The organism is Rhodococcus gordoniae (assembly GCF_001646655.1).
GTDB lineage: Bacteria > Actinomycetota > Actinomycetes > Mycobacteriales > Mycobacteriaceae > Rhodococcus > Rhodococcus gordoniae.
In genome coordinates, this window is record NZ_LPZN01000051.1 from 20303 (window position 1) to 45536 (window position 25234).

The window sequence follows — 25234 nt, forward strand, 5'->3', positions numbered from 1 at the left end:
TCGCGAGCCGGGTATGTTCGCGCTCGTCCTCCATTCCCACCTCCCGTGGCTCGCCCATCACGGCCGGTGGCCCGTCGGCGAGGAATGGCTCTACCAGTCGTGGGCCGCGACCTATCTGCCCGTCACCGACGTCCTCAGACGTCTCGCCGCCGAAGGCCGGACCCGGATGCTCACGCTCGGGGTCACCCCGGTGCTCGCCGCGCAACTCGACGATCCGCACTGCCTCGCCGGGATGCACCACTGGCTCGGCAACTGGCAACTCCGCGCGCACGAGGCCGCCGGGATGCGGGAGGAGTCCTACCGCGCGCTCGGCGCCCGCGAGCACCGTGCCGCCTCGACCGCACTCGAGGATTTCGAAACCCATTGGCGCCACGGAGGTTCCCCCGTCGTCCGGCAGCTGGTCGACGCCGACGCGATCGAACTCCTCGGCGGACCTCTGGCCCATCCCTTCCAGCCCCTCCTCGACCCGCGACTGCGCGCCTTCTCCCTGTCGGAGGGCCTCGCCGACGCCCACGCCCGCTGGAACCATCGGCCGCGCGGCATCTGGGGTCCGGAATGCGGTTACACGCCGGGCATGGAGAAGGGTTACGCCGCAGCGGGTGTCGAGCACTTCATGGTCGACGGCCCCGCACTGCGCGGCGACACCTCGCTCGGTCGCACGGTCCGCGACTCGGACGTGGTGTGCTTCGGCCGCGACCTGCAGGTCTCGTACCGGGTGTGGTCGCCGAAATCCGGCTACCCGGGCCACTCCGCCTACCGCGACTTCCACACCTACTGCCACGACACCGGACTCAAGCCCTCCCGGGTCACGGGCCGCACGGTGCCCTCGCACGAGAAGGCTCCCTACGACCCCGAACTCGCCTCGCAGGCCGTCGACCGGGACGTCGCCGACTTCGTCGAGACCGTCCGGAAGCGGCTGCGCAGCGAGTCCGACCGCATCGGCCGGGACGCGCTCGTCGTCGCGGCATTCGACACCGAACTGTTCGGGCACTGGTGGTTCGAGGGCCCGATCTTCCTCGAGCGACTGTTGCGCGCTCTTCCCGAGGCCGGTATCGAGGTGGGAACCCTCGCCGATGCCCGCGACCGCGGCTACGTCGGCGCCTGCGTCGATCTCGAGGATTCGTCGTGGGGCTCGGGCAAGGACTGGCGGGTCTGGGCCGGCGATCAGGTCGCCGACCTCGTGCGACTGAACGACGAGGTGGTGCGCACGACCCTCGACAGCATCGACAAGGCCCGCGAACAGAACGTCTCGCCGGTCGCGCTCCGCAACCGCGTGCACGACCAGATGCTGCGCGAAGCGCTGCTCACGGTGTCCAGCGACTGGGCGTTCATGGTCAGCAAGGACACCGCTGCCGCCTACGCCCGCGACCGCGCGCACAAGCACGCCCACGCACTGCGTGAGATCGCCGAGGCCGTCGGCTCCGGACGCACCGAGACGGCGCGACGTCTGGCCGACGGATGGAGCCGCGCCGACAATCTCTTCCCGGGACTCGACGCCCGGCGACTGCCCGGACGCCACGGAGGCCCGCGATGAAGATCCTGCTCGTGTCATGGGAGTACCCACCCGTCGTCGTCGGCGGCCTGGGCAGACACGTCCACCATCTCGCCACCGAACTCGCCGCGGCCGGCCACGAAGTGGTGGTGCTGTCGCGTCGTCCGACCGGCACCGATGCGTCGACCCATCCCACGGTCGGTCATATCGCCGACGGCGTGCTCGTGGTGGCCGTCGCGGAGGACGCACCCCACTTCGACTTCGGCGAGGACATGATCGCCTGGACCCTCGCGATGGGCCACGCGATGGTCCGCGCCGGGATCGGACTGAGCCGCGGCGGTATCGGCGAAGGCTGGTATCCCGATGTCGTCCACGCCCATGACTGGCTCGTCGCCCACCCCGCGATCGCGCTGGCCGAGTTCTTCGATGTGCCGCTCGTGTCGACCCTGCATGCGACGGAGGCGGGTCGCCACAGCGGCTGGCTGTCCGGCCGGATCAATCGGCAGGTGCATTCCGTCGAATGGTGGCTCGCCAACGAATCCGACCGGCTCATCACGTGTTCGGTGTCGATGCACGACGAGGTGACGGAGCTGTACGGCCCGGACCTGCCGGAGATCTCGGTGATCCGCAACGGCATCGACATCACCACCTGGTCGTACCGGGACCGCGAACCGCGTCCCGGGCCGGCCCGGCTGCTGTACGTCGGCCGCCTCGAATACGAGAAGGGTGTGCAGGACGCGATCGCCGCCCTCCCCCGCATCCGCCGATCGCATCCCGGCACGACCCTCGTGATCGCCGGCGAAGGCACCCAGTTCGAATGGCTCCGTGAACAGGCACGGGTGCACCGCGTCGCACGCTCGGTGAGTTTCCTCGGCAACCTCGATCACACCGAACTGCTCGGCTGGCTGCACGGCGCCGACGCGATCGTGCTGCCGAGCCGCTACGAACCATTCGGCATCATCGCCCTCGAGGCGGCGGCCGCGGGCACCCCGCTGATCGCGTCCACCGCCGGTGGCCTGGGCGAAGCGGTGGTCGACGGCGTGACCGGACTGTCGTTCCGGCCCGGCGACGTGGCGGGCCTCGTCTCGGCCGTGCGGGAGACCCTCGACGACCCCGAGGACGCACAGGTGCGTGCGCGGGCCGCCCGGGCGCGGCTGACCGACGACTTCGACTGGCGGCGCGTCGCCGAGGAGACCGTACAGGTCTACTCGTCGGCGAAACGGCGGGTACGTCACCCGCTGGCACGTCCCACGATCCCGCAACGCCCACTCCCGGATCGCGGATGAACGGGCAGCACACCGCCGGGATCGAACGCCTCGAACCGCACCGATCCGACGTCGTCGCCGTCACCGGCCTGCTCAATGCCGTCTACGCGGTGGCCGAGGACGGCATGTGGGTGCCGGGCACCACGCGGACCGACACGGACGAGATCACCCGGTACGCACGGGAAGGCAGTATCCGGATCGTCCGGTCGCACGGCCGGGTGGTCGGATGTATCCGCGTGACCCCGGTGGACGGGACGACGGCCGAGTTCGGGATGTTCGCGTCCGACCCGGAGGTCCGCGGAACGGGCGTCGGCCGTCTCCTGATCGATGCCGTCGAGGCAGAGTGCGCGGAGCGGGGTTTCGAGACGGTGCAACTCGAGGTGATCCGGCCGCGCGGAACCTCGCACGAGTCGAAGGTGTTCCTCGACCGTCTCTACACCCGGCTCGGGTACGTGCCGGACGAACCGGCGCCGCTCGATACTCGACATCCGGAACTCGTTCCTGCACTTGCAGTTCCGTGCGAGACGGTCGTGTACCGGAAGTCCTTGGCGTTCTGAGTCGACTTCCGGCTCAGGAGGCGGCGGACAACTCGGCCGGAACGAGCGGCGGCTGCCGCTCGAACCACGGCCGGGCCTGTTCGAGTTCGCCGGCGAGCGCGAGGAGCACACCTTCCCCGCCGAGCGGCGCGACGAATTGCACCCCCAGCGGCAGACCGGAGGCCGTCCAGTGCAGCGGGACCGAGATCGCCGGTCGCCCGGTGATATTGGCCAGCTGCGTGTACGGGGTACGGCCCAGGTTGTCGTCCACCATCCGGTCGACGAAACCGGCACGCCCCGCGAGCCACGCCGTTCGGGTCCGCAGGAGAGCCTCGCCGGCGCGCCGCATCCAGCGCGGCGTGTCGAGTTCGCCGATGCGCGACGGCGGGAAAGCCAGAGTCGGCGTGAGCAGCAGATCGTAGCGCTCGTGGAACTGCGCGAGACCGCTCGCATACTCGGCCCAACGGGTATGGGCCGCAATGTAGTCCGATGCCGACGTCGCGGCTCCCATGGCGGCCATGATGCGAGTGTCGAATTCGAAGTCCTCCGCCCGTGCCCCGGTCCGGCGACGAGCGTCGGCGACCTCCGCGGCGGCCGTGGCGAACCACATCGTGAGGAAGTCCTCGGCCAGACGCCGTTCGTCGATACCCGTCGAGGCGGGTTCGACGTGATGACCGAGTTCCTCGAGCACCGCGACAGCACCGTCCACCGCGGCCATCGCCTCCGGGTCGACCGGCGTCCCGATCGGTGACGCGGTCTCGTACCCGATCCGCAGCCGCTTCGGGGCCGAGCGCGCGGCCTCCGCGTACGACTGCGCCCGCTCGGCGAGATAGGGGCCACCCGCATACGACCCGGCCATGACGTCGAGGACGGCCGCGGCATCGCGGACCGTCCGGCAGATCACCCCGTTGACGGCGGCCCCGTGCAGAGGCTCCCCGCCGCGCGGACCGGTGGGCACGAGCCCGCGTCCGGGTTTGAGTCCGAGGAGACCGCAACACGCGGCCGGAATCCGGATCGAGCCGCCTCCGTCGCTCGCTCCGGCGACCGGAACGACGCCCGCCGCGACCGCGGCGGCGGATCCGCCCGACGACCCGCCCGGCGTCACCGCCGGATTCCACGGATTGCGGCTGGCACCGAAGGCCTCGGGCTCGGTGATGCCCTTCGCCCCGAACTCGGGAGTGTTCGTCTTCCCGAACGGGACCAGCCCCGCACCGAGCCACCGGTCCACGATCACCGAGTTCTCGTCCACCGGCAGGTTTGCGAGAACGCGGGAACCACTCGAGGTCGGCTCACCGGCCAGATCCTGCCCCAGATCCTTGAGCAGGAACGGCACCCCCGCGAACGGGCCGGCGAGTGGTTCGCGGGCGCGGGCGCGGGCCCGGTCGTCGAGCCTGCGGACGACGGTGTTCAGTGTCGGTTCGACCGTGTCGAGCCGCGCGATCGCGGTCTCGAGCAGCTCACTCGCCGACACCTGGCCCGTTGCGACGAGTTCGGCGAGGCCGATCGCGTCGCGACTGCGATACTCCGAGTACTCCATGGCTGTCCCCCACCTGTGGTCCGGCCCGCGTCGCTACCGGTGCACGTCCGCGGGCGTGTCTCCCGACTTCTTCCGTGCGATGTCGGCGAGCGCCGCTTCCCTGGCAGCACGTTCGGCTGCGGCGCTCTCCCATGCCACCTTACGGTTCTTGACCACCTTGGCGGGCGAACCCACCGCGATAGCGAAATCGGGGATGTCGCCCTTGACGACCGCGTGCGCTCCGAGCACCGAACCACGGCCGACGCGGGTACCCCGGAGCACGGTGACCTTCGCGGCGATCCAGGTGTCCGGGCCGATCCGGACGGGGCTCTTCACGATGCCCTGGTCCTTGATCGGATAGGTGATGTCCTCGGTGCGATGGTCGAAGTCGCAGATGTAGCACCAGTCCGCGACCAGCGTCGACGCGCCGATCTCGATGTCGAGATAGGTGTTGACCACGTTGTCCTTGCCGAAGACGACCTTGTCGCCGATCCGGAGCGAGCCCTCGTGGCAACGGATCGCGTTGCCGTCCCCGATGTGGACCCATCTGCCGATCTCGAGACGCGAGAGTTCCGGCGTCGCGTGGATCTCGACGTTCTTGCCCAGGAACACCATGCCGCGCAGCACCACGTGTGGATTGGCCAGTCGGAACTTCGCCAGGCGGTAGTACCGGACCAGGTACCAGGGCGTGTACGCCTTGTTGTCCAGCACCCACTTCAGAGAAGACAGCGTCAGGAATCGTGCCTGTTCGGGATCCCTGCGACGGGACCCGCGCCACCTCGCCGTCAGAGGTGCACCCCACATGCTCGTCATAGGGGCAGCCTACGGTCCGCCTCGTTCGCGGCACACGACCCCCGGCCCGATACGCTGACACGTCGAATCGTTCGCCTGTGGAGGAGTTGAGTGATGCGGGGTGTCCTGCGGACCGCGGTCCCGGCGCTGACTGTGGTCTTCGCGCTGAGCGCGTGCGGTGGTGGCGGCACCGACGACGTGTTGTCCACGGGTGGCTGGCCGGGCCGTCACTCCGATGCCCGCAACAGCAACACCGCGACCGCCGACGGTGTCGACGATCTCACGGCCGGCTGGACCCGCCCGCTGGGTGGAGCGGTCGGCTCCCCCGCCGGCATCGCCGCCAACGGTCAGGTCTCGGTGACCGCCGCGACGGCGGCCGGATGCAATCTGTTCTCCTTCCAGATGGATTCCGGTCGCAAGCGCTGGTGCACGCGTCTCGCACCGGCCGTCACGACGATCACACCGGTCTCCGACGCGGTCGCCAACATCTACGTCGGGGAGGACGGCGGGGTGCTGTCGTTCAACGAGCACGGTCAGCGTCGCTGGCGCCTTCCTGTGAGCGGCAGCCCGCGCAGTGCGCAGTTCACGTCCGACGGAAGTCTGCTGGTGGTCACCCACTTCGGTCAGGTGAATGTCGTCGATCCCCAGACGGGCCACCTCGAGGCGCCCTTGTTCGATCTCGTGCCGGTGCCGACCGTCGCGGACGGGCAGAATCTGCCGCGACTCGCGAGCGATCACGGTCTGCCGGCATGCTTCGGCGGCTCGGAGGACTGCCCGGTGGCCACCACTCCGGCCGTCGACACCGCCACCGATCGCGTCTTCGTCACCGTGTGGCGGCCGGGCGCCGACCGGTCCGCGCTCGTGGCGCTGCGCTACACGGGCGGCGACGACGCCGCGGTGACCGAGGAGTGGTCGGCGCCCGATCTTCCCGGGGGTGCGGTGACGAGTCCGGTGCTGTCCGCGGACGGTTCCACGGTCTACGTCCATGACGGGGACGGCACCCTGTGGGCGCTCGACACCGAGACCGGCGAGGCGCGGTGGAGCCACGAGACCGGTCGTCCCACGGCACTCGGTCCCGCCGTCACCGAGGACGGGCTGTTGCTCCTCGCGTCGGCCGACGGCAGCGCGCCGCTGACGGCGTTGCGCGACAACGGCGACGGTGCCGACGTCGAGTGGGAGCGGACGGATGTGAAGCCCTACGGTGCGCCGGCGGTGACCGCCGACGGCCGGGCCTACGTGGTGGTCGACGGCGACCGGGGTCTCGCTGCCGCGGTGCTCGATCTCGCGGACGGCGCGACCACCGAGAAGGAACCCCTCGAGCCCACCACCGGACTGCCGGTCGGCACCGGCATCGGCCCGGACGGGGAGTTCGTGATCACGACCGTCGACGGCGACGTGGTGGTGCTGCGCGCCCCGCAGTCGGTGTGAGGGTGTGCCGGCCGTTCAGCGTGAGGGGGTGCAGACGAACGCTTCGGGCGTCCGGCCGATGCGGGTGAGGACCACGCTGAGCGAGGCCGACCCGCGTAGCTTCAGCCGCGGACGCAGGACCGCCGGGTCGACGTCGACACCGCGCACGAGGATCTCGACCGCACCGCAGTCGTGGCGGGCGAGTGCCTGACGGAGCGTCTTCTCGCTGTACTTGAGACGTTCGACGATCCGGAAGCCCCGCACGCCGTCGGGCAGACGGTCGCCGGTGAGATAGGCGATCCGCGGGTCGAGTTGCCACAGCCCGTGCGCGGCGGCGTAGTGGCGCACGAGACCGGCACGCACGACGGCACCGTCCGGGTCGACGATCCACTCCCCCGGCTCGCGCTCGGGGATGTCGTCGTCCGCGTCGTCGGTGATCTCGAAACCGGTTCCGTCGGAACGCAGTACAGCAGCACGGCGCCGCACGCCCGGTGCGCTCAGGCCCGGCGAGTACAGGCATGCCTCGCGGACTCCGCCGTCGAGCGAGACGACCTCGACCTCGCCGGCCCAGCCGAGTGAGTCGAAATCCAGTCCCGGCGCGCACTTCACGGCGAGATCGCGGCCCGCGTAGGCGTCGAGGAGATCGGGTAGCGGTGGTTGCAGCGCCGCCGGATCGTGGGTGCGCCGGCCGCCCGACCGGCGTGCGGGATCGGCGACGACGGTGGTGCCTTTGGTGACCGGACGCAGGGCGTCGGCGCGTACCAGATACGCCCCGGGGACGTTGTGCGCGGCCATCGCCAGGCGCACGTCGTCGAGGTCGCTGCCGATCACGGTCTCGGCGACCCCGACGAGTTCGGTGAGTTCGGCGCCGATCGAACACGTCACGTCGTGCACGGTGCGGCCGCGCAACCGCCGGGCACGGTGTGCCGCGACGCGGGTCGGCGTGGACTGCTGCAGGGCGTCGTCGGTGAGAACCCACTCGGTGCCACCGGCGATCTTCGTCTCCGCCTTGCGTCGCAACATGACGGTTTCGACGAGCATGCCGACGCGATCACCGAAATGCGTACGCGCCCAGCCGATGTCGGCGAGGCGCGTACGCGTCGACAGTTCGCGGCCGGCGACACGTGCGAGAGCGTCGCGGCCGTCGCCCGACGTCAGATACGCGACGTCGGCGAGGGTGAAGTCGTAGCCCAACTACTTGCCGGGCTTCACACCGGTGATCATGACGTTGTAGAAGAAGCTGCGGGGAACGACGTGCTTGAGCACGTTCTCGTCGACCCAGCTCAACGCCTTCCATCCGCCGAAGGCGAACTTCGCCCAGTTCCAGCCGAGCTTCTCCTGCGGCACCGCGGCCTCGAAGGTACGCACCGGCCAGCCGAGCAGTGCCGCGGCGAATTCCTCACTCGACGCTTTCACCTCGACGGCACCGGCCGACGAGGCCAGCTTCTCGAGATCCGAGGGGTCGAAGGTGTGCAGGTCGACGACGGCCTCGAGAGCGGCCGCCCGGGAGGACTCGTCGAGTTCGGTCTGCGGACGACGCCAGTCGCGCAGGAAGGGCAGCCGGGTGATACTGGTGGTGGCCTCCCAGGTGACCCGGCCGAGCAGGCGCGCATAGGCGTTGCCGATCGTGCTGGGTTCACCGGCGAAGACGAACCGGCCACCGGGCTTCAGCACGCGCAGCACCTCGCGGAGAGACTGCTCGACGTCCGGGATGTGGTGCAGCACAGCATGTCCGACCACGAGGTCGAAAGTGTCGTCCTCGTAGGGAATGGTCTCGGCGTCGGCGACGCGGCCGTCGACGTCGAGACCGAGATTCTCGGCGTTGCGCAGCGCGACCTTCACCATGCCGGGCGACAGATCGGTGACCGACCCGCTCTTCGCGACCCCGCCCTGCATGAGGTTGAGGAGGAAGAAGCCGGTGCCGCAACCGAGTTCGAGAGCACGCTCGTAGGGCAGGGGCTGGTCGCCCGCAGCGGCGACGAACCGGCCCTTGGCGTAGTCGATGCAGCGCTCGTCGTACGAGATGGACCACTTCTCGTCGTACGTCTCGGCTTCCCAGTCGTGGTAGAGCACCTGGGCGAGCTTGGTGTCCTCGAGGGCCGCTGCGACCTCTTCGGCCGTGGCGTACGGATTCGGCGCGGGGTCGGCCCCGTCGGTCCTGCTGGCAGTCATGCGGTGATCCTACTCGTCGGTAAGCTGTGGACAAGTGTGCGTGCCGGTCGCGTCATTCGCCGACGAACTGCGCCTTGCCCGGCCCGTTCTCGACGAACGATTCGAGGCCGATCGTGCGATCCTTCGTGGCGAACAGGGCAGCGAAGACGTGCTGCTCGATCTTCAGACCCGTGTCCAGATCGGTGTCGAGCCCCTGGTCGATCGCGGCCTTCGCAGCGGCGAGCGCGCGCGAGGCCGCGCCGGTGAACTGCCCGGCCCAGCGACGCGCCGCCTCGTAGACGTCGTCGGGTGCGACGACCTCGTCGACGAGACCGATCGACAGGGCTTCGTCGGCACCGACGAAGCGACCCGTGAAGACGATGTCCTTGGCCTTCGCCGGACCGACGAGCCGGGCCAGTCGCTGGGTGCCGCCGCCACCGGGGATGATCCCCAGCAGGATCTCGGGCGTACCGAGCTTGACGTTGTCGCCGACGATGCGACGGTCGGCACCGAGCGCGAGTTCGAGGCCGCCGCCGAGGGCGTAACCGGTGATCGCGGCGACGGTGGGCTTGGGGATGTCGGCGATCGAGCCGAGGGCCGACTGCAGGTCGCCGACGATCTCGCTCATCTGCACGAAGTTCAGGTCGGCCAGTTCCTTGATGTCGGCGCCGGCCGCGAACACCTTCTCGCCGCCGTACACGATCACCGACTTCACGTCGGAACGCACGGTCGCCTGCCGCGCAGCCTCCCGGATCTCCTCCTGGAGCTGACGATTCAGGGCGTTCATCGGGGGTCGATCGAGACGGATGGTGCCGATCCCGTCGGAGACGTCGAGGGTCACGAATTCAGCCATGCCGTTCAGCCTAGATGTCGGAGCGCCGGGCCCACGGATGAGTACCGGCCTCGTAGTAGGCCTCCTCCCCGTCGAACGTGATGTGGACCGCGCCGTCGCGGCGGCTCATGACGGGCAGGATCGGCTCGATGACCGGATCGGCTGCCATGAGGTCGGCGACCGTGGTGAAGCCCGACAGGATCGACAACTGGCTCCACGTGGGCGGAAGCAGGAGGCACCGGCCCGAACGCCAGTCGGCGAGGGCTTCCTCCACCGTTTGCCACTGCACCAGATCGGTCTCGGTGGTGTTCCCGTCCGCCCGCTGTCCTTCCGGCACCGCGGCGACGAAGAAACGCGTGTCGTAGCGGCGCCGCTCCCCCAGCGGGGTGATCCAGTTCGCCTGCGGACGCAGCAGGTCGGCGCGCAGCACGAGTCGCTCCTTCTCCAGGAAGTCGCCGAACGACAACTCGCGCGCCTCGAGCAGGCGCCGCGCCTCGGCGTAGTCGGTCGTGTCGGCCACCACGGAATCCGGGGTCGGGCCGGCGAGCAGCACGCCGCATTCCTCGAAGGTCTCGCGCACGGCCGCGAGCACCAGCGCGCGGGCCTGCGCTTCGTCGATACCGAACTTCTCGGCCCACCACGCCACGTCCGGGCCGGTCCAGCACACCTCGGCGTCGGTGTCCGAGGGGTCGACACCACCGCCGGGGAAGACGGTCATGCCGCCGGCGAAGTCCATACCGACGACGCGGCGCTGCAGGAACACCTCGACACCGCGCGCGGAGTCGCGCACGAGCATCACGGTGGACGCGTCGCGGATGGGCACCGCGGTGGGATCGAAGGTGGATGCCGAGCGATCGATAGCCATGGCCTCAACCTAACCGATCGGCCCCGGCACCACCCGACCCGGAGTTACCTGCGGTGCCGGCCCGGCCGGCGGGTGCGGCGGGCGAAGAAGCGGTCGTCGACCTTGTCGAGCGAGATCGACTGGCTGAACGCCGCACTGAGGTTCTCGGCGGTGATCACGTCGTCCAGCAGACCCTGAGCGACGACACCGCCCTCCTTCAGGAGCATCGCGTGTGTGAAGCCGGGCGGGATCTCCTCGACGTGATGGGTGACGAGCACGATCGCAGGCGCGTCCGGATCGGCCGCGAGGGCTCCGAGCCGGGCCACGAGTTCCTCACGACCACCCAGATCCAGACCCGCTGCCGGCTCGTCGAGCAGCAGCAGCTCCGGGTCGGTCATCAACGCCCGGGCGATGAGCGCGCGCTTGCGTTCGCCCTCCGACAACGTCCCGTACAGACGATCGGCGAGATGCTCCGCTCCGAGGCTCTCGAGCATCTCCACCGCCCGGCTCGTGTCGATGTCGTCGTACCGCTCACGCCACCGGCCCAGCACGCCGTAACCCGCGGAGAGCACCAGATCGGTGACCTTCTCGTCGTTGGGCACGCGGTTGGCCAGCGCCGCGGAGGACAATCCGATCCGGGGTCGCAACTCGGACAGATCGGTCCGGCCGAACGTCTCTGCGAGGACGTGCGCGGTACCGGAGGTGGGGAACGTCTCGGCCGCCGCGACCCGCAGCAGCGAGGTCTTTCCCGCCCCGTTGGGTCCGAGAACCACCCAGCGTTCGTCGAGTTCCACCTTCCAGGTCACGGGACCGACGAGGACGTTCCCGCCGCGTCGGACCACTACGTCGTCGAATTCGATGAGCAAATCGGGATCAGGTTGTGCCACGACGACCATCTTCTCTTACGCCCGAGCCCGAAACGCGGCAGGATCGGTTCCCGTGTCGTCCTCCGCATCCGAACCTGCCGTCGTGTCCGACTCGGTCGCGCTCCCCGACCGGGCCGCCTTCCCGCTCGGGCCCACACCGGTGGACGGCGGGACACGCTTCGCCGTCCACGCCCCGCACAGCGACCGCGTCCAGGTCTGCCTCGTCGACGACGACGGGGACGAGCATCGCGTGGACCTGCCGGACCGCACCTACGGGGTCTGGCACGGGGTCGTTCCCGGCGTCGGCGCCGGGCAGCGGTACGGCTACCGCGCCCACGGGCCGTGGCAACCCCGATGGGGGCTGCGCACGAATCCGCACAAGATCCTGCTCGATCCGTGGGCACGGCGGATCGTCGGGGACGTCGGCGACCCCGGCCGCCTGCTCCCCCATCAGGGCGACCCCTTCGGGACGATGTCGACCGTCGACTCCCTCGGTCACACGCCTCTGTCGGTGGTGACCCCCGTCCTGACACCGATGCACGACAAACCCCGGGTGCCGTGGGAGAACACCGTCGTCTACGAACTGCACGTCGGCTCGTACACGGCCCGCCATCCGCTCGTGCCGCCGGAACTGCGCGGCACCTATCTCGGACTCGCACATCCGTCGGTGATCGACCATCTGGTGGGCCTGGGAGCGACCACCGTCGAGCTGCTTCCCGTGCAGGCCTTCGTGACCGAGCCGTCGGTCCGTGCGCGGGGGATGCGCAACCACTGGGGCTACTCGACCGCCTCGTACTTCGCGCCGCACCCCGCCTACGCCGTGACGCCGGGCAACGAGATCGCCGAGTTCCGCACGATGGTCGACGCCTTCCACAGTGCCGGGCTGGAGGTGATCCTCGACGTCGTCTACAACCACACCTGCGAAGCGTCGGTGGACGGCCCGAGCCTGTCCTGGCGCGGTCTCGACGCTCCCGGCTACTACCTGCTCGACACGCACGGGCGGGACGTGGATCTGACCGGATGCGGCAACACCGTCGACGCGTCCTCCCCGATCGTGGTGCGCATGGTGTGCGACAGCCTCCGGTACTGGGCGGACGTGATGGGTGTGGACGGCTTCCGCTTCGATCTCGCGAGTGCGCTCGCGCGCCCGCGCGGCGGGGCGTTCGATCCGCGAGCGGCACTGCTCACCGCGATCGTCACCGATCCCGTCCTCAGCGACGTCAAGCTCGTCGCCGAGCCGTGGGACGCCACCGCGCACGGTTATCAGCTCGGGAACTTCGGGGCTCAGTGGGCGGAATGGAACGACCGGTACCGCGACACGGTGCGCCGCTACTGGGCCGGACGTTCCGGCATCCGCGAGGTCGCGTCGCGGCTCACCGGTTCGGAGGACCTCTACGACAGGAACATCCGGCAACCGTGGATGTCGATCAACTTCGTCACCGCCCACGACGGTTTCACCCTCGCCGATGCCGTGTCGTACGAGCGCAAGCACAACGACGAGAACGGTGAAGAGGGTCGCGACGGGTCGAACAACAACGAGTCGGTGAACCACGGTGTCGAGGGTCCGACCGACAATCCCGATGTCCTTGCCGCCCGCGACCGTCACGTCCGGGCCGTGCTGGCGACGCTCCTGCTGTCGACGGGCACCCCGATGCTGCTCGCCGGTGACGAGTTCGGCCACACACAGCACGGCAACAACAACGCCTACTGCGTTCCCGAGGACGTCGCGGTCCGCGACGCGTGGCCGTTGGACTGGGAGCACGCCGACCGTGCGCGAACGGATTACGTGCGCGAACTGCTCCGCCTGCGCACACGCGTCCCTGTGCTGCGGCAGCGACGCTTCTTCGAGGGGCGCGCCCGGTCCGTGGGGTATCCCGACCTGGTGTGGTTCGGCATCGAGGGGGTCGAACTCGACGACGAGGCCTGGCACGACGACAGCCGCCGCACGCTGCAGGGCTGGGTCGACGGCTCGCAACTCGGCACGGTCACCCGCACCGGCGTCACTCTCGAGGACAGCAGCGGCCTGTTCGTTCTGCATTCGGGGAATGCCGCCACGGTGACACTGGCCGGGCCCGAGTGGTATCGCGGCGACATCGCGTGCGTGTTCGATTCGAGCGCCCCCGACGGCCGGCCCGCGGACACCTCACCGATGCGGGTGGGAAGTTCGTACCCGGTCGACGGACCGACGGTGCTGATCTTCCGGATCGCGGACGGCGAAGAGGTCGAGCAAGGATGATCCACGGCGGCACGACGCCGGTGGAGGTCAGACTCGTGCGCTGGCCGTGCCCGGCACCGCGACGACCGTGATCGAACCCGGCGCCACCTCGGTGAAGCCCGCATCGCGGACCGCGACGGCGGTGCCCGCGTCCACCCGGGCGAGCAGTCCGCGCCAGGTGGTCTCGTCGGCGTCGCGGACGGCGCACGGGAATCCGTCGGATGCCCAGGCACGTGCGGTGTCGACGTCCAGTGCTCCCGCGAACAGCATCGCGGCGTGACCGACCTGCGCGGCCGCCTTACCGACGGTCATCTCGAGGTCCTTCTGCACCCAGAAGACGGGCACGCCGTCCGCCGGTGGGGGCGGATCGTCGTGGGGCAGGTCGGTGCCGCCGATCTGCAGGCGGGAGATGCGCGGGTCGAGCTCCCCCACCGGACCGGGCACGAATGCCCGGGCCTGGGCACCGGCGTGGTCGACGGTGACCCCGTCGACGTCCTGCGCGGCATGCCAGTGCGCTCCACGGGCGCGGCGGGCGACCTTCCGGATCCGCGCCTCGTTCCACGCGAGGAAGGGCTCCTGCCACGGACCGGGTTCACCCTCCGGACCGGCGCCCACCCGCGGGTCGAAACACAGTGCCACGGTGGCCATCGCGGCCGCCTCGAGCACCGCGCTACGGGCGGGAGGATCGACCTTCGGGAGGTGCAGCACGATCGGCATCGCCTGCACCTTCCCCGGGTCGTCCGGATCGGGCCGGTCCCCGTAACCGCGGGTGAGGACGCCGTGCCGGTCGGCGAAACCCGGATCCGACGCCGGGTCGAAGACCGGCTCGGGTGCCGTGTCCACCACGTCGGCGTGCAGCCGCTCGGGGCTCCGCTCAGACACTGCCGTCGATCGGGACGCGCCGCAGGGTTCCGTCCACGCGGTCGGCCGCCTCGATCTCGTCGCGCGTGACACCGAGGACGAACAGCACCGCATCGAGGTAGGGATACGACAGCGCCGTGTCGGCGACCTCACGCAGAGCCGGCTTGGCGTTGAACGCCACGCCCAGCCCCGCCGCCGCGAGCATGTCGATGTCGTTGGCGCCGTCCCCGACCGCGACGGTCTGTTCGACAGCCACGCCGGCCTCGTCGGCGAACTCCCGCAGGGCACGTGCCTTGGCGGCGCGGTCGACGATGTCGCCGACCACTCGCCCGGTGAGTGTGCCGTCGACGATCTCGAGCGTGTTGGCGCGGACGAAGTCCAGTTCGAGTTCGTGTGCGAGCGGGTCGATGACCTGACGGAAGCCGCCCGAGACGACACCGCAGCGGAATCCGAGGCGCCGCAGCGTCCGGATCGTGGTGCGGGCACCGGGAGTGAGCTCGAGTTGCTCCGCGACCTCGTCGATGACGGTCGCGGGCAGACCGGCGAGGGTCGCGACGCGTTGCTCGAGGGACTGCGCGAAGTCGATCTCGCCACGCATGGCGGCTTCGGTGACCTCGCGGACCTTGTCCTCGACACCCGCGTGTGCGGCGAGCATCTCGATGACCTCGCCCTGGATGAGTGTGGAGTCGACGTCGAAGACGATCAGGCGCTTGGAACGACGGGCGAGGCCGCCACGCTCCACCGCGATGTCGACGTCGAGACCCGCGGCGAGTTCGACGAGAGCGTGCCGCAGAGCGGCGTCGGCCTCGGCGCCGGTATCGGCGGCGGTGATCATCAACTCGAGGCCGGTGAGCGGATAGTCGGCGATACCGCGGATCGAATCGATGTTCGCGCCCTGGGACGCGAGCGTGCGGCCCACCGATCGCAGTGCCCGGGCACTGACCGGGCTGCCCAGGACGACGACGGCGTGGGTCGAGACGGTGCGTGCACCGCGCTCGGCGCCGATCTGGACGTCGGCGTGCATGCCGATCGTGGCCATCGCGGACTCGACCTCGTCCTGCAGTGCTTCGACATCGTTCGGGCAGACGAGGAGGACCCCGAGGGTGAGCCGCCCGCGGATCACGACCTGTTCCACATCGAGCAGGTCGACGTCGTGCCGCGTCAGCGCTGCGAAGAGCACCGAGGTCACGCCGGGATGGTCAGGTCCGGTCACGGTCACCAGCACCGTGCTGTCAGACGCCACTACGTCTCCGATCGCTTGTCTGTCGAGGTACACGCGGACGCACGCGCGTACCGGCTCGCCCGTCCATTGTTGCAGGTCGAACCGTCCCTCCCGTTCGCGGGTCCGGCCCACCGAAAGGCCGAAGCCCCACCCGGTGCACGGATGGGGCTTCGGTCGATCGTCGCTCTGCGCTCAGGCGCGCGGATGGTCGCCGGGGGTACGGTCGGCACCCTCGAGGACATTGACGTTGTGCTTGTCGCTACCCGGGCCGACGTGCGCCTCGGCGCGCATCTTCTCGACCATGTGCGGGTAGTGCAGCTCGAAAGCAGGGCGTTCCGAGCGGATCCGCGGCAGCTCGGTGAAGTTGTGCCGCGGCGGCGGGCAGCTGGTGGCCCACTCGAGCGAGTTGCCGTAGCCCCACGGGTCGTCGACCGTGACGACCTGGCCGTAGCGGTAGCTCTTGAAGACGTTCCACAGGAACGGCAGCGTCGACGCACCGAGCACGAACGCACCGATGGTGGAGATCGTGTTCAGGGTGGTGAACCCGTCGGACGGCAGGTAGTCGGCGTAGCGGCGCGGCATGCCCTCGTTACCGAGCCAGTGCTGCACCAGGAAGGTGGTGTGGAAGCCGATGAAGGTCAGCCAGAAGTGCCAGCGGCCGAGCTGCTCGTCGAGCATGCGTCCGGTCATCTTCGGGAACCAGAAGTAGATGCCGGCGTAGGTCGCGAACACGATGGTGCCGAAGAGCACGTAGTGGAAGTGCGCCACCACGAAGTACGAGTCGTGCAGGTGGAAGTCCAGCGGCGGGCTCGCGAGGATGACACCGGTCAGACCCCCGAAGAGGAAGGTCACGATGAAGCCGACCGAGAACAGCATCGGCGATTCGAAGGTGATCTGGCCCTTCCACATCGTGCCGATCCAGTTGAAGAACTTCACACCGGTGGGGACGGCGATCAGGAAGGTCATGAACGAGAAGTACGGCAGCAGCACCGCGCCGGTGGCGTACATGTGGTGCGCCCACACGGCGATGGACAGCGCCGCGATCGCCATCGTGGCGTAGACCAGGCCGGTGTACCCGAAGATCGGCTTGCGGGAGAAGACCGGGAAGATCTCCGAGACGATGCCGAAGAACGGCAGTGCGATGACGTACACCTCGGGGTGACCGAAGAACCAGAACAGGTGCTGCCACAGGAGCACGCCGCCGGTGGCGGGGTCGTAGATGTGGCCACCGAGGTGACGGTCGACGAACAGGCCCATGAAGGCGGCGGTCAGCAGCGGGAACACGAGCAGGATCAGCAGGCTGGTGATCAGGATGTTCCAGGTGAAGATCGGCATCCGGAACATGGTCATGCCCGGTGCACGCATGCACACCACGGTGGTGATGAAGTTGACGGCACCGAGGATGGTGCCCAGACCCATCACGCCGAGGCCGAGGATCCAGAAGTCGGCACCGACACCCGGGGAGTGGATTTCACTGGTGAGCGGCGTGTAGGCCGTCCAGCCGAAGTCCGCGGCGCCGCCGGGGGTGACGAAGCCGAGCATCACGATCGTCGCGCCGAACAGGTACAGCCAGTAGCTGAAGGCGTTCAGGCGCGGGAAGGCGACGTCGGGAGCGCCGATCTGCAGCGGCAGGATGTAGTTCGCGAAGGCGAACACGACCGGCGTCGCGTACATCAGCAGCATGACCGTGCCGTGCATCGTGAACAGCTGGTTGAACTGCTCGTTCGACAGGAACTGCAGGCCGGGGACCGCGAGCTCGGTGCGCATCAGCAGTGCCATCAGGCCGCCGATGAGGAAGAAGGCGAACGAGGTGACCATGTACATGATCCCCAACATCTTGGGATCTGTGGTCGTGATCATCTTGTGGATGAACGAACCCTTGGGTCCCTGCCGCGGCGGGTACGGCCTTGCTGCAGCTATCTCTGGGACTGGCTGGGGCGCTACGGCAGTCACTAATCCTCCTGAATGCGCGCTCGACCTCGGGCTGGAGGCGAACGGTCTCTGGCTTGCGCTCATCGAATCGTAGACCCTCCCCGAAACGGTCGCCCTCCGGGTCCTACTCGCTGTCGTACTCGACTCGCGAGGCTACCTGGAGCGGAGCCGACAACCACACTCGACTGCTGTGCCACACCTCACATCCCGGACCGGGGGACGTGACTCCACCACGGGCGAATAGCGCGAGTTAGGGTGCACTTACCCCCCTCGCAATACAGAAGGACGACCCGTGCTTGTTCTCCCCTCCCGTCCCGTCCGGCTCGCTGCGGCCCTGCTGACCACCGGACTCCTCGTCACCGGTTGCGGTGCGGCCGACGCAGCCGACGAGTCTTCCGCTGCGGCCGGCGCCGACGCGACCGGCTTTCCCCGGACCGTCGAGCATTTCCGCGGTTCCACCACGATCGAGAGCGAACCGACCCGTATCGTCGCGCTCGACACGAGTTACGCGGATGCCGTGCTGCTCCTCGAAGCACCGCTCGTCGGACACGTCGACTACCGGACCGAAGGTTTCCCCGACTATCTCGGCGACTCGCGTGAGTACGCGGCCGACGCCGTGTCGGTCGGGAAGACCGCGGACGTGAGCCTCGAACAGGTGGCCGCGCTCGAGCCGGATCTCATCCTCTCGGCAGAGGTGCGTGACGGGGAGAACTACGAGGAACTGTCCGCTATCGCCCCGACCGTCTTCTCCCAGTCGACCGGGCCGACGTGGAAGGACAACATCCGGCTCGTCGCGCAGGCCATCGGCAAGGAGGACCTCGCCGAGCAGAAGATCTCCGAGTACGAGGAACGCGCCGCAGCCATCGGTGCGGACATCAACGCCACGGCAGGCAACCCGACGATCTCGATCGTCCGCTTCGCCGGTGAGCCGACGGCCCGGCTGTACCGCACCAGTTCGTTCAGCGGCGTCGTACTCGAGGACGCCGGTCTCGCCCGCCCGGCGAGCCAGGGCCCCGATCCGTCGGATCCGTCGAGCATCATGAACGCTGTCAGCCCCGAACTGATCACCGAGGCCGAGGCGGACGTCATCTTCGTCACCACCTACGACCTCGGCGACGGCAAGGCACAGGTGGCCGCCCAGCCGTTCGTCACCAATCCCCTGTGGCAGAACCTGCAGGGGCGGAAGGTCGAGGTGGACGACAGCGTGTGGATGATGCCGGTGAGCATCCAAGGAGCCCACCGCATCCTCGACGACCTTGCGGACACCTTCGGAGTCGACCGCCACGACCGGATAGCCTGAGCCGTCCGATCCGAGCAGCGTCCTACAGGAGTGGTCCGACGTGATTTCCGTGCACCGGTCACGAGCAGTGCTCGTCGCAGCCGTCGCTGCGGTGACGACAGCCCTGGCCGGGTGCTCCACCCCGCCCGACGACGACGCCTCCGAGATCGTGCGCACCACCACGCGTATCGCCGGAGCGTCGGTCGTGGGTATCGACCGGGACACGTCGACCGCATGCCCGCTCCCCTCCCCGCCCGATCCGGGGCAGCCCAGCAACGGCACCCGGCCGGTCCTGCACACCGCAGGCCGGTCGGATGTGCCCGCCGACCCGCAGCGCATCGTCGTTCTCGACTCCGCGGCGCTCGACGCGGTGTGCGCCCTGGGTCTGTGGGAGCGCGTCGTGGGAGCGAGCGCCGAGATCTCCGGACGGCCGGAATATCTCGGCACCGGGATCGGCGAGTTGCCGGCCGTGGGAGCTGCCGGCGCTCCGGACGTCGCGGCGATCGAGCGTGCGCAGCCGGATGTGATCCTCGGGTCCTCCGCCGCTCCCGACGTCTACACCTCGCTGAGCGCTGTCGCACCCACCGTGCTGGTCGGGTCCGATCCGGTGTTCTGGAGAGAACAGTTCGTGCGCGTCGGTGAGGCGCTCGGGCGCACGGAGGCAGCCCGTCGCGTCCTCGACGACTACGCGACGGCGGCACGCGATCTGGGCCGCGAGCTGGTCTCCTCCCAGACCCAGGCGTCCATCGTGCGGTTCACCGCCGACGGTCCCGGGGTGGAGGGCACCGCATCGTTCGCGGGGCAGGTGCTCGGCGACGTGGGAGCGGCCCGTCCGCCGGCCCAGCGGTTCGCGGTGGTCGACGGACAGCCCTGGCAGGCCGTCGACACGGAGGACCCGGCTGCCGCCGACGGCGACGTGATCTTCGTCCGCTTCGCCGGTGAGGACGGACTCGGGGCCGGCACCGACTACATGCAGACCGACGAGTGGCTCGATCTCGGGGCCGTTCGCGACGGCCGTCTGTTCTCCGTGAGCGACGACGTGTGGTCGACCCCCGGACCGGTCGCCGCGCGGGCGATCCTCACCGATCTGACCTACACCCTCAACGGCTACTCGAACTGACCGCCGGCTCGCCCGGCGGCAGCCCGCCCGCCGGTATACAAACGATGGCGTGCCGATACCCGATTTCGTCGTCCAGCTCCGCTCACACGTAGGAACCGCTCCCCTGTGGCTGCCGGGGGTGAGCGCGATCGTCACGGACGAGCACGGTCGCGTCCTGCTCACCCGCCGCGCCGACAACGGGATGTGGGCGGTGGTCTCCGGCATCCTCGAACCCGGCGAGGAACCGGCGGTCGCCGCGGTCCGCGAGGTACTCGAGGAGACGGGTGTCACCGCCGAGATCGTCCGGTTGACGAGCGTCGACGTCACGGCGCCCATCACCTATCCCAACGGCGACGTCGCGCAGTACCTCGACGTGTGCTTCCTGCTCCGCGCGACCGGCGGGGACGCACGTGTCGCCGACGACGAGAACCTCGAGGTGGCGTGGTTCGCGCCGGACGCGCTCCCCGAACCGCTCACCGAGACATCACGCCTGCGGCTCGGGAAGGCGCTCGCCGGTCGTGCGGAGGCCTGGTTCCGTCAGTAGGCGGTGTTGATCGGACCCGGGCTCCACAGCCCGCTGCGCGTGACGGTGGTGGTGTCGAGTTCCGCGGTCTCCGTGGCCGAGTCGATCGGTGTGTACTGTTCGATCGCTCCCCAGTCGCGGTCCCAGTCGTGATCGAGATACGACGGGATCGTGCGCGCCCGCAGCAACTGGTCGGTCCAGCCGAGCGGACCACCACCGTGGTGGTCCTGCCACAGATCGGTGGAGATGGCACCGACCCGGTCCGGCAGGATGCGGTACTCGGGAATCTCGGCGATGCCGTTGCGGTGCACCATCTGACGCTGGCACGGGAAGTTGAGACCGACCGCCCAGTCCAGCAGGACCGGTGTGTCGCTCCCGACGACCTGCTGCAGCGTCCGGGTCTGCGGCACGCGCGGCGGGGTGAACGCGAGCCACTGCTCCGGCGCCAGATCGTTGTCCGAGGCGACGATCCGCACCGCGTCGGCCTCGCCGGGCAGCGTCTCCATCGGGACCCGCAGATTCCTCCACGACGGCGCCGGACCGATGTCGATCGGCAACGCCCGTCCCAGCGCGATGACACCGCCGTCGGCGCCGGTGGTTCCGTATTCGAGTTCGAGTCGCTGGCCGTAGGTCTCGGTGCCGTCGGCGTCGACCGAGAAGATCCGTCCGGCCGCAGCGATGGTGACGAGATCCCCGCGGGAGCCGTTCGCGTCCGGCTCGGGCAGCCGGAACCAGGCGCTCGTGACGTCGCCGAGGGTCGACCCGTGGCTACCCAGCACGGGGGTGGTCGCCGGGTCGAGACCGAACGGCATTGCGACGGTGCTGCCGTTGATCCCGACGCTGCCGGTGCCGCCGCCGGTGCCCCCGGTGCCCCCCGTCGAGCTCTGATCGTTGTTCGTGTCGACGGTGTTGGCGGTACCGGCAGACGCCGAGTCGTCGTCCGGGGTGAGATCGAGCGCGACCCCGCCCGGAGTGAACCCGTCCCCTCCTCCGGCGTCGAGGGAGGTCGCCGCGTCGGCGCCGATGGGAGTGAGTACCGAGGCGTTCGGATCCGTTTCGAGCAGCACGTCGTTCGCCAGGGCACACGAGTTGCCGGTGAGCGTGTCGAGATTGGATCGTGCCACCGAATAACCCGGATACTGCGCGATCGCACCCTTGGCCAGTGACAGCACCTCGAACACCACCATCGCGGCGGCGGCGACGGTCAACGGCGGCACCGCCCACCAGCGCGCCGGAGAGTCGGTGCGCGTCGAGGCGACGGGATGGATGTGCCACCACGCGGCGAGCAGCAAGGCCGCGACCGTCACCGCGAAGAAGACGGTGGAGAAACCGAATCCGGCGACCGACGGCGGCTTGTCCCACCACGGCACCCCGTAGCTCGAGACGTACCACCAGCCGTTGGGGCCGATGAACGACATGGTCACCACGAACGACACCGCCGCGGCGAACAACGCCCGGTTGCGTCGCGAGCGCAGCACAGCGGGACCGGTGGCCACGGCGGCGAGCATCGCCACCGCAGCCGCGAGACCGGCGTAGATACCGAAGTGGTGGGTCCACTTCGTCGGCGCGAACATCATCAGCACCAGCGCACCGAGGGTGATGCCGACGATGCGCCGGGAGGGACCCTGCGCGGTGCCCGGGATGTGCCCACCGCGGCGCAGCATGGCGACGACCGCCACCGCCAGGCACAGCACCAGAGTGAAGACCGCGAACCTGCGGGCCAGAGAGCCGTCCACGGTGATCTGCAGTAGGTACTGGTAGCGCAGGTACTCCTGGAACCACGGCACGTTCGGACCGACCTCGTGCGCGTGCTGCATTTCCAGCACTGCCGCGAGGGTCTGGTCGGCGAAGACCGGTACCAGGATCACCAGTCCGGCCGCGACCAGCGGAGCGAGAACCGGCAGCCATCCCAGGCTGCGCGCGCGTCGATGGAGGATGCGGGCGATCGGGCGGGCACCGGCGATCAGCGCGGCGAAGCAGATGATGCCCGACGGTCCGGCGGTCACGGTGAGCGCAGCGACGAGGATCGCCGCCGCCGCCGGCAGCAGACGCCGGGTGGCGATCGCGCGTTCGAGCAAGCACCAGGTCAGCACGACACCGGTCGCGACGATCGGCTCCGGACGCAATCCGTTGTTCAGCGGCAGCCAGAACGCCAGGAACACCAGGGCCCCGGTCCACAACGGGAGCCGGTTGCGGCGTAGCGCCACGCCGAGACGCGGAGCGACCTCGCGGCTGAGCACCCACCAGCACAGGATCCCGGCGGTCAGGGCCGGTAGCCGCATCCAGAGGCTCGCCGTCGAGATCTGGGTCATCGCGGCGAGGACGTCGTAGAAGGGTGTGCCGAACGGTGCTTCGGGCACACCGAACCACCGGAAGTAGTTCGCCATGTACCCGGCCTCCCCCGCAGCGCGGGCCATTCCGAGCTGGTAACCGTCGTCGGCGGTGTTCGCCCCGATGACGTGCCAGAGAAGCAGGGTTCCGACGACCAGCGCGTCGATGCGGGTGAACGACCACCACGACGCCGGCAACAGGCGGCGGTGGCGGCGGCCGTCGGTGCGGTCGAGCCGGGCCAGCGTCCACAAGGCCAGTGCTGTGGCCACCACCGCGACGATCATCGCGACGATCTTCAGCATCGTCGGAGACGTCGTGAACCGGGTGTCGACGGTCGCGGTGACCGAGACGCCGTCGAGCGCGGGACCGGGCAGGTCGGTGAAGACGCCGACCAGCTGAGGTCGCAGGTCGCGGTCGACGGTCCGCTCCCCCGCCGCGGCCGACCCGGTGATCGTGGCGACGGTACGTTCCGAGTTCGAGGACAGGGTGACCGCACAGTCCCCGGACAGCTCGTCCACCGGTGCCGCCGCAAGCATCGTGTTGCGGGAGATCACCTCGAACATCGCCGGTCCGACGTCACCGGCAGACCGGACCCGGACGATCAGCCCGTAGCGCTCACGATCGGGAGCTCCTTCCGGGAGGGTGGAGAACACGGTGCCGCCGTCCGGCAGCGCTTCGCGCACGGACCGGCACTCGATCGTGGCGTCGAGATCGACCGGCGCGTAGGACACCAGCGGAGCCGAGATACCGGTCTTGCTCTCACTCTGCGGCCATTCGAGGGTTGCGGTGGTCTGCGTCACGGGCAAGAGCGGTATCGCGATCGATGCGACGATCCCCACCACGGCGGCGAGTACCGCCCACAGCCGGGTCCGCTGCTCGACCACCCGTCTGCCGGACTGCGAGCGTTCCGATGTCACCGGCCGAGGCGAGCCCGACGCTTCTCTTGTCTCGGTCACGAGGAGCGATGCTATAGGTGAGCGGCCGGGCCGCGAAAAACACGCGATCCCGTACACGGGCGCTCCGGCGCCGGTGTACGGGATCGATGCGTGCAGCGTGCCCGGTCAGAAGTCCCAGTCGTCGTCTTCCGTGACGACGGCCTTGCCGATCACGTAGGAACTGCCGGAACCCGAGAAGAAGTCGTGGTTCTCGTCGGCGTTGGGCGACAGCGCCGACAGGATGGCCGGGTTGACGTCCGTTTCGTCCTTGGGGAACAGCGCCTCGTACCCGAGGTTCATCAGCGCCTTGTTCGCGTTGTAGCGCAGGAACTTCTTGACATCCTCGGTGAGCCCGACCTGGTCGTAGAGGTCGGCCGTGTAGTGGGTCTCGTTGTCGTACAGCTCGTAGAGCAGCTCGAACACCCAGTCCTTGAGCTCGTCGCGCTCGGCCTGCGTGATCGTCTCCAGGCCGCGCTGGTACTTGTAGCCGATGTAGTAGCCGTGGACGGCCTCGTCGCGGATGATCAGGCGGATCATGTCGGCGGTGTTGGTGAGCTTGGCCCGCGACGACCAGTACATCGGCAGGTAGAAGCCCGAGTAGAACAGGAACGACTCGAGCAGCGTCGAGGCAGCCTTGCGCTTGAGCGGGTCGTCGCCCTTGTAGTAGTCGAGGATGATCTGGGCCTTGCGCTGCAGGTGCTCGTTCTCCTCCGACCAGCGAAAGGCGTCGTCGATCTGCCGGCTCGAGCACAGCGTCGAGAAGATCTGCGAGTAGCTCTTCGCGTGCACCGACTCCATGAAGGCGATGTTCGTCAACACCGCCTCCTCGTGCGGGGTGACCGCATCGGGGATGAGCGAGACCGCACCGACCGTGCCCTGGATGGTGTCGAGGAGCGTCAGGCCCGTGAAGACCCGCATCGTCAGTTCCTGCTCGTATTCGGTGAGGGTGCCCCACGACTGGATGTCGTTGGAGACGGGCACCTTCTCCGGAAGCCAGAAGTTGCCGGTGAGGCGATCCCAGACCTCGGCGTCCTTGTCGTCGGGGACGCGGTTCCAGTTGATCGCGGAGACGCGATCGATGAGTTTGACGCGCATGCCGTCGGCCGGCGAGTGTGCTGCTGCAGTCATCGGTTACC

The 25234-nt window shown here is 69.1% G+C and carries 20 protein-coding genes; 8 read left to right on the plus strand and 12 right to left on the minus strand.

The annotated features are described in order from the left end of the window. Positions 1-13 precede the first annotated feature (13 nt). Genes A8G18_RS18570 through A8G18_RS18580 form a run of 3 tightly spaced genes read left to right on the plus strand, consistent with a single transcriptional unit; the run spans position 14 to position 3314 of the window. Positions 14-1534: a 1,4-alpha-glucan branching protein domain-containing protein gene (locus A8G18_RS18570; protein ID WP_064065021.1), complete on the plus strand. Its 1521-nt coding sequence runs from the start codon at positions 14-16 to the stop codon at positions 1532-1534. Beyond that, positions 1531-2778, plus strand: coding sequence for a glycosyltransferase family 4 protein (locus tag A8G18_RS18575; protein ID WP_064065022.1), 1248 nt, complete (start codon positions 1531-1533; stop codon positions 2776-2778). Before A8G18_RS18570 ends, A8G18_RS18575 begins: the two co-directional genes overlap by 4 nt. Continuing rightward, positions 2775-3314 carry a GNAT family N-acetyltransferase gene (locus A8G18_RS18580; protein WP_064065023.1) on the plus strand — a complete coding sequence of 180 codons (540 nt, stop codon included), beginning with the start codon at positions 2775-2777 and terminating at the stop codon, positions 3312-3314. Before A8G18_RS18575 ends, A8G18_RS18580 begins: the two co-directional genes overlap by 4 nt. Positions 3315-3327: 13 nt before the next feature. Here the strand turns inward: A8G18_RS18580 and A8G18_RS18585 are convergent, their stop codons facing one another. Together A8G18_RS18585 and A8G18_RS18590 are read right to left on the minus strand one after the other, a co-directional pair. Continuing rightward, positions 3328-4830 carry an amidase gene (locus A8G18_RS18585; protein ID WP_064065024.1) on the minus strand — a complete coding sequence of 501 codons (1503 nt, stop codon included), beginning with the start codon at positions 4828-4830 and terminating at the stop codon, positions 3328-3330. Between the two features lie 33 nt (positions 4831-4863). Then, entirely contained in the window at positions 4864-5622 is a 759-nt protein-coding gene (locus tag A8G18_RS18590) for an acyltransferase (RefSeq protein ID WP_064065025.1), read from the minus strand. 93 nt (positions 5623-5715) lie between these two features. Between A8G18_RS18590 and A8G18_RS18595 the strand changes: the two genes are divergently transcribed. After that, the gene (locus tag A8G18_RS18595) at positions 5716-7029 is read left to right on the plus strand and encodes an outer membrane protein assembly factor BamB (RefSeq protein ID WP_064065026.1); all 1314 of its coding nucleotides are present in this window, start codon (positions 5716-5718) and stop codon (positions 7027-7029) included. 15 nt (positions 7030-7044) lie between these two features. Here A8G18_RS18595 and A8G18_RS18600 read toward each other — a convergent pair whose 3' ends face one another. Genes A8G18_RS18600 through A8G18_RS18620 form a run of 5 tightly spaced genes read right to left on the minus strand, consistent with a single transcriptional unit; the run spans position 7045 to position 11731 of the window. After that, positions 7045-8202, minus strand: a complete 1158-nt coding sequence (locus A8G18_RS18600) for a THUMP-like domain-containing protein (RefSeq protein ID WP_064065027.1) — start codon at positions 8200-8202, stop codon at positions 7045-7047. Beyond that, positions 8203-9180, minus strand: a complete 978-nt coding sequence (locus tag A8G18_RS18605) for a class I SAM-dependent methyltransferase (RefSeq protein ID WP_064065028.1) — start codon at positions 9178-9180, stop codon at positions 8203-8205. Between the two features lie 52 nt (positions 9181-9232). Then, positions 9233-10012: an enoyl-CoA hydratase-related protein gene (locus A8G18_RS18610; protein WP_064065029.1), complete on the minus strand. Its 780-nt coding sequence runs from the start codon at positions 10010-10012 to the stop codon at positions 9233-9235. A gap of 10 nt (positions 10013-10022) precedes the next feature. Further along, positions 10023-10856 carry an NUDIX hydrolase gene (locus tag A8G18_RS18615; RefSeq protein ID WP_064065030.1) on the minus strand — a complete coding sequence of 278 codons (834 nt, stop codon included), beginning with the start codon at positions 10854-10856 and terminating at the stop codon, positions 10023-10025. A gap of 44 nt (positions 10857-10900) precedes the next feature. Continuing rightward, on the minus strand, positions 10901-11731 hold the full coding sequence (locus tag A8G18_RS18620; protein ID WP_016934626.1) for an ABC transporter ATP-binding protein: 831 nt from the start codon (positions 11729-11731) through the stop codon (positions 10901-10903). Positions 11732-11804: 73 nt separating this feature from the next. On the opposite strand from A8G18_RS18620, the gene glgX reads away from it, so the two are divergent. Beyond that, entirely contained in the window at positions 11805-13937 is a 2133-nt protein-coding gene (gene glgX / locus A8G18_RS18625; protein ID WP_115311582.1) for a glycogen debranching protein GlgX, read from the plus strand. 27 nt (positions 13938-13964) lie between these two features. On the opposite strand, the gene A8G18_RS18630 is transcribed toward glgX, so the two are convergent. The 3 genes from A8G18_RS18630 to ctaD all read right to left on the minus strand — a co-directional run bounded on the left by A8G18_RS18630 (position 13965) and on the right by ctaD (position 17952). Then, positions 13965-14759, minus strand: coding sequence for a peptidyl-tRNA hydrolase (locus tag A8G18_RS18630; RefSeq protein ID WP_425337708.1), 795 nt, complete (start codon positions 14757-14759; stop codon positions 13965-13967). Positions 14760-14790: 31 nt separating this feature from the next. Then, positions 14791-16020 carry a phosphoserine phosphatase SerB gene (gene serB / locus A8G18_RS18635; RefSeq protein WP_026003575.1) on the minus strand — a complete coding sequence of 410 codons (1230 nt, stop codon included), beginning with the start codon at positions 16018-16020 and terminating at the stop codon, positions 14791-14793. A gap of 171 nt (positions 16021-16191) precedes the next feature. Beyond that, positions 16192-17952: an aa3-type cytochrome oxidase subunit I gene (gene ctaD, locus A8G18_RS18640; protein ID WP_084421951.1), complete on the minus strand. Its 1761-nt coding sequence runs from the start codon at positions 17950-17952 to the stop codon at positions 16192-16194. Positions 17953-18223: 271 nt separating this feature from the next. Here ctaD and A8G18_RS18645 point away from each other — a divergent pair, with 271 nt between their 5' ends. From A8G18_RS18645 to A8G18_RS18655, 3 genes are read left to right on the plus strand one after another with little or no spacing between them, the layout of a single operon-like run. After that, entirely contained in the window at positions 18224-19231 is a 1008-nt protein-coding gene (locus tag A8G18_RS18645) for an ABC transporter substrate-binding protein (RefSeq protein ID WP_064065033.1), read from the plus strand. 40 nt (positions 19232-19271) lie between these two features. Next, positions 19272-20330, plus strand: a complete 1059-nt coding sequence (locus A8G18_RS18650) for an iron-siderophore ABC transporter substrate-binding protein (RefSeq protein ID WP_064065034.1) — start codon at positions 19272-19274, stop codon at positions 20328-20330. 49 nt (positions 20331-20379) lie between these two features. Continuing rightward, on the plus strand, positions 20380-20853 hold the full coding sequence (locus A8G18_RS18655) for an NUDIX hydrolase (RefSeq protein WP_064065035.1): 474 nt from the start codon (positions 20380-20382) through the stop codon (positions 20851-20853). Here the strand turns inward: A8G18_RS18655 and A8G18_RS18660 are convergent. Continuing rightward, complete coding sequence (locus tag A8G18_RS18660) at positions 20847-24080, minus strand: arabinosyltransferase domain-containing protein (RefSeq protein WP_084421953.1); 3234 nt, start codon at positions 24078-24080, stop codon at positions 20847-20849. The two genes, A8G18_RS18655 and A8G18_RS18660, sit on opposite strands and share 7 nt — an antisense overlap. 144 nt (positions 24081-24224) lie before the next feature. Then, positions 24225-25226 carry a class 1b ribonucleoside-diphosphate reductase subunit beta gene (gene nrdF / locus A8G18_RS18665; RefSeq protein WP_064065037.1) on the minus strand — a complete coding sequence of 334 codons (1002 nt, stop codon included), beginning with the start codon at positions 25224-25226 and terminating at the stop codon, positions 24225-24227. Positions 25227-25234: the final 8 nt, after the last annotated feature.

Coding starts and splice junctions, on each gene's coding strand:
- A8G18_RS18570 (WP_064065021.1), top strand. CDS start 14: ATGTTCGCGCTCGTCCTCCATTCCCACCTCCCGTGGCTCGCCCATCAC.
- A8G18_RS18575 (WP_064065022.1), top strand. CDS start 1,531: ATGAAGATCCTGCTCGTGTCATGGGAGTACCCACCCGTCGTCGTCGGC.
- A8G18_RS18580 (WP_064065023.1), top strand. CDS start 2,775: ATGAACGGGCAGCACACCGCCGGGATCGAACGCCTCGAACCGCACCGA.
- A8G18_RS18585 (WP_064065024.1), bottom strand. CDS start 4,830: ATGGAGTACTCGGAGTATCGCAGTCGCGACGCGATCGGCCTCGCCGAA.
- A8G18_RS18590 (WP_064065025.1), bottom strand. CDS start 5,622: ATGACGAGCATGTGGGGTGCACCTCTGACGGCGAGGTGGCGCGGGTCC.
- A8G18_RS18595 (WP_064065026.1), top strand. CDS start 5,716: ATGCGGGGTGTCCTGCGGACCGCGGTCCCGGCGCTGACTGTGGTCTTC.
- A8G18_RS18605 (WP_064065028.1), bottom strand. CDS start 9,180: ATGACTGCCAGCAGGACCGACGGGGCCGACCCCGCGCCGAATCCGTAC.
- A8G18_RS18610 (WP_064065029.1), bottom strand. CDS start 10,012: ATGGCTGAATTCGTGACCCTCGACGTCTCCGACGGGATCGGCACCATC.
- A8G18_RS18615 (WP_064065030.1), bottom strand. CDS start 10,856: ATGGCTATCGATCGCTCGGCATCCACCTTCGATCCCACCGCGGTGCCC.
- A8G18_RS18620 (WP_016934626.1), bottom strand. CDS start 11,731: ATGGTCGTCGTGGCACAACCTGATCCCGATTTGCTCATCGAATTCGAC.
- nrdF (WP_064065037.1), bottom strand. CDS start 25,226: ATGACTGCAGCAGCACACTCGCCGGCCGACGGCATGCGCGTCAAACTC.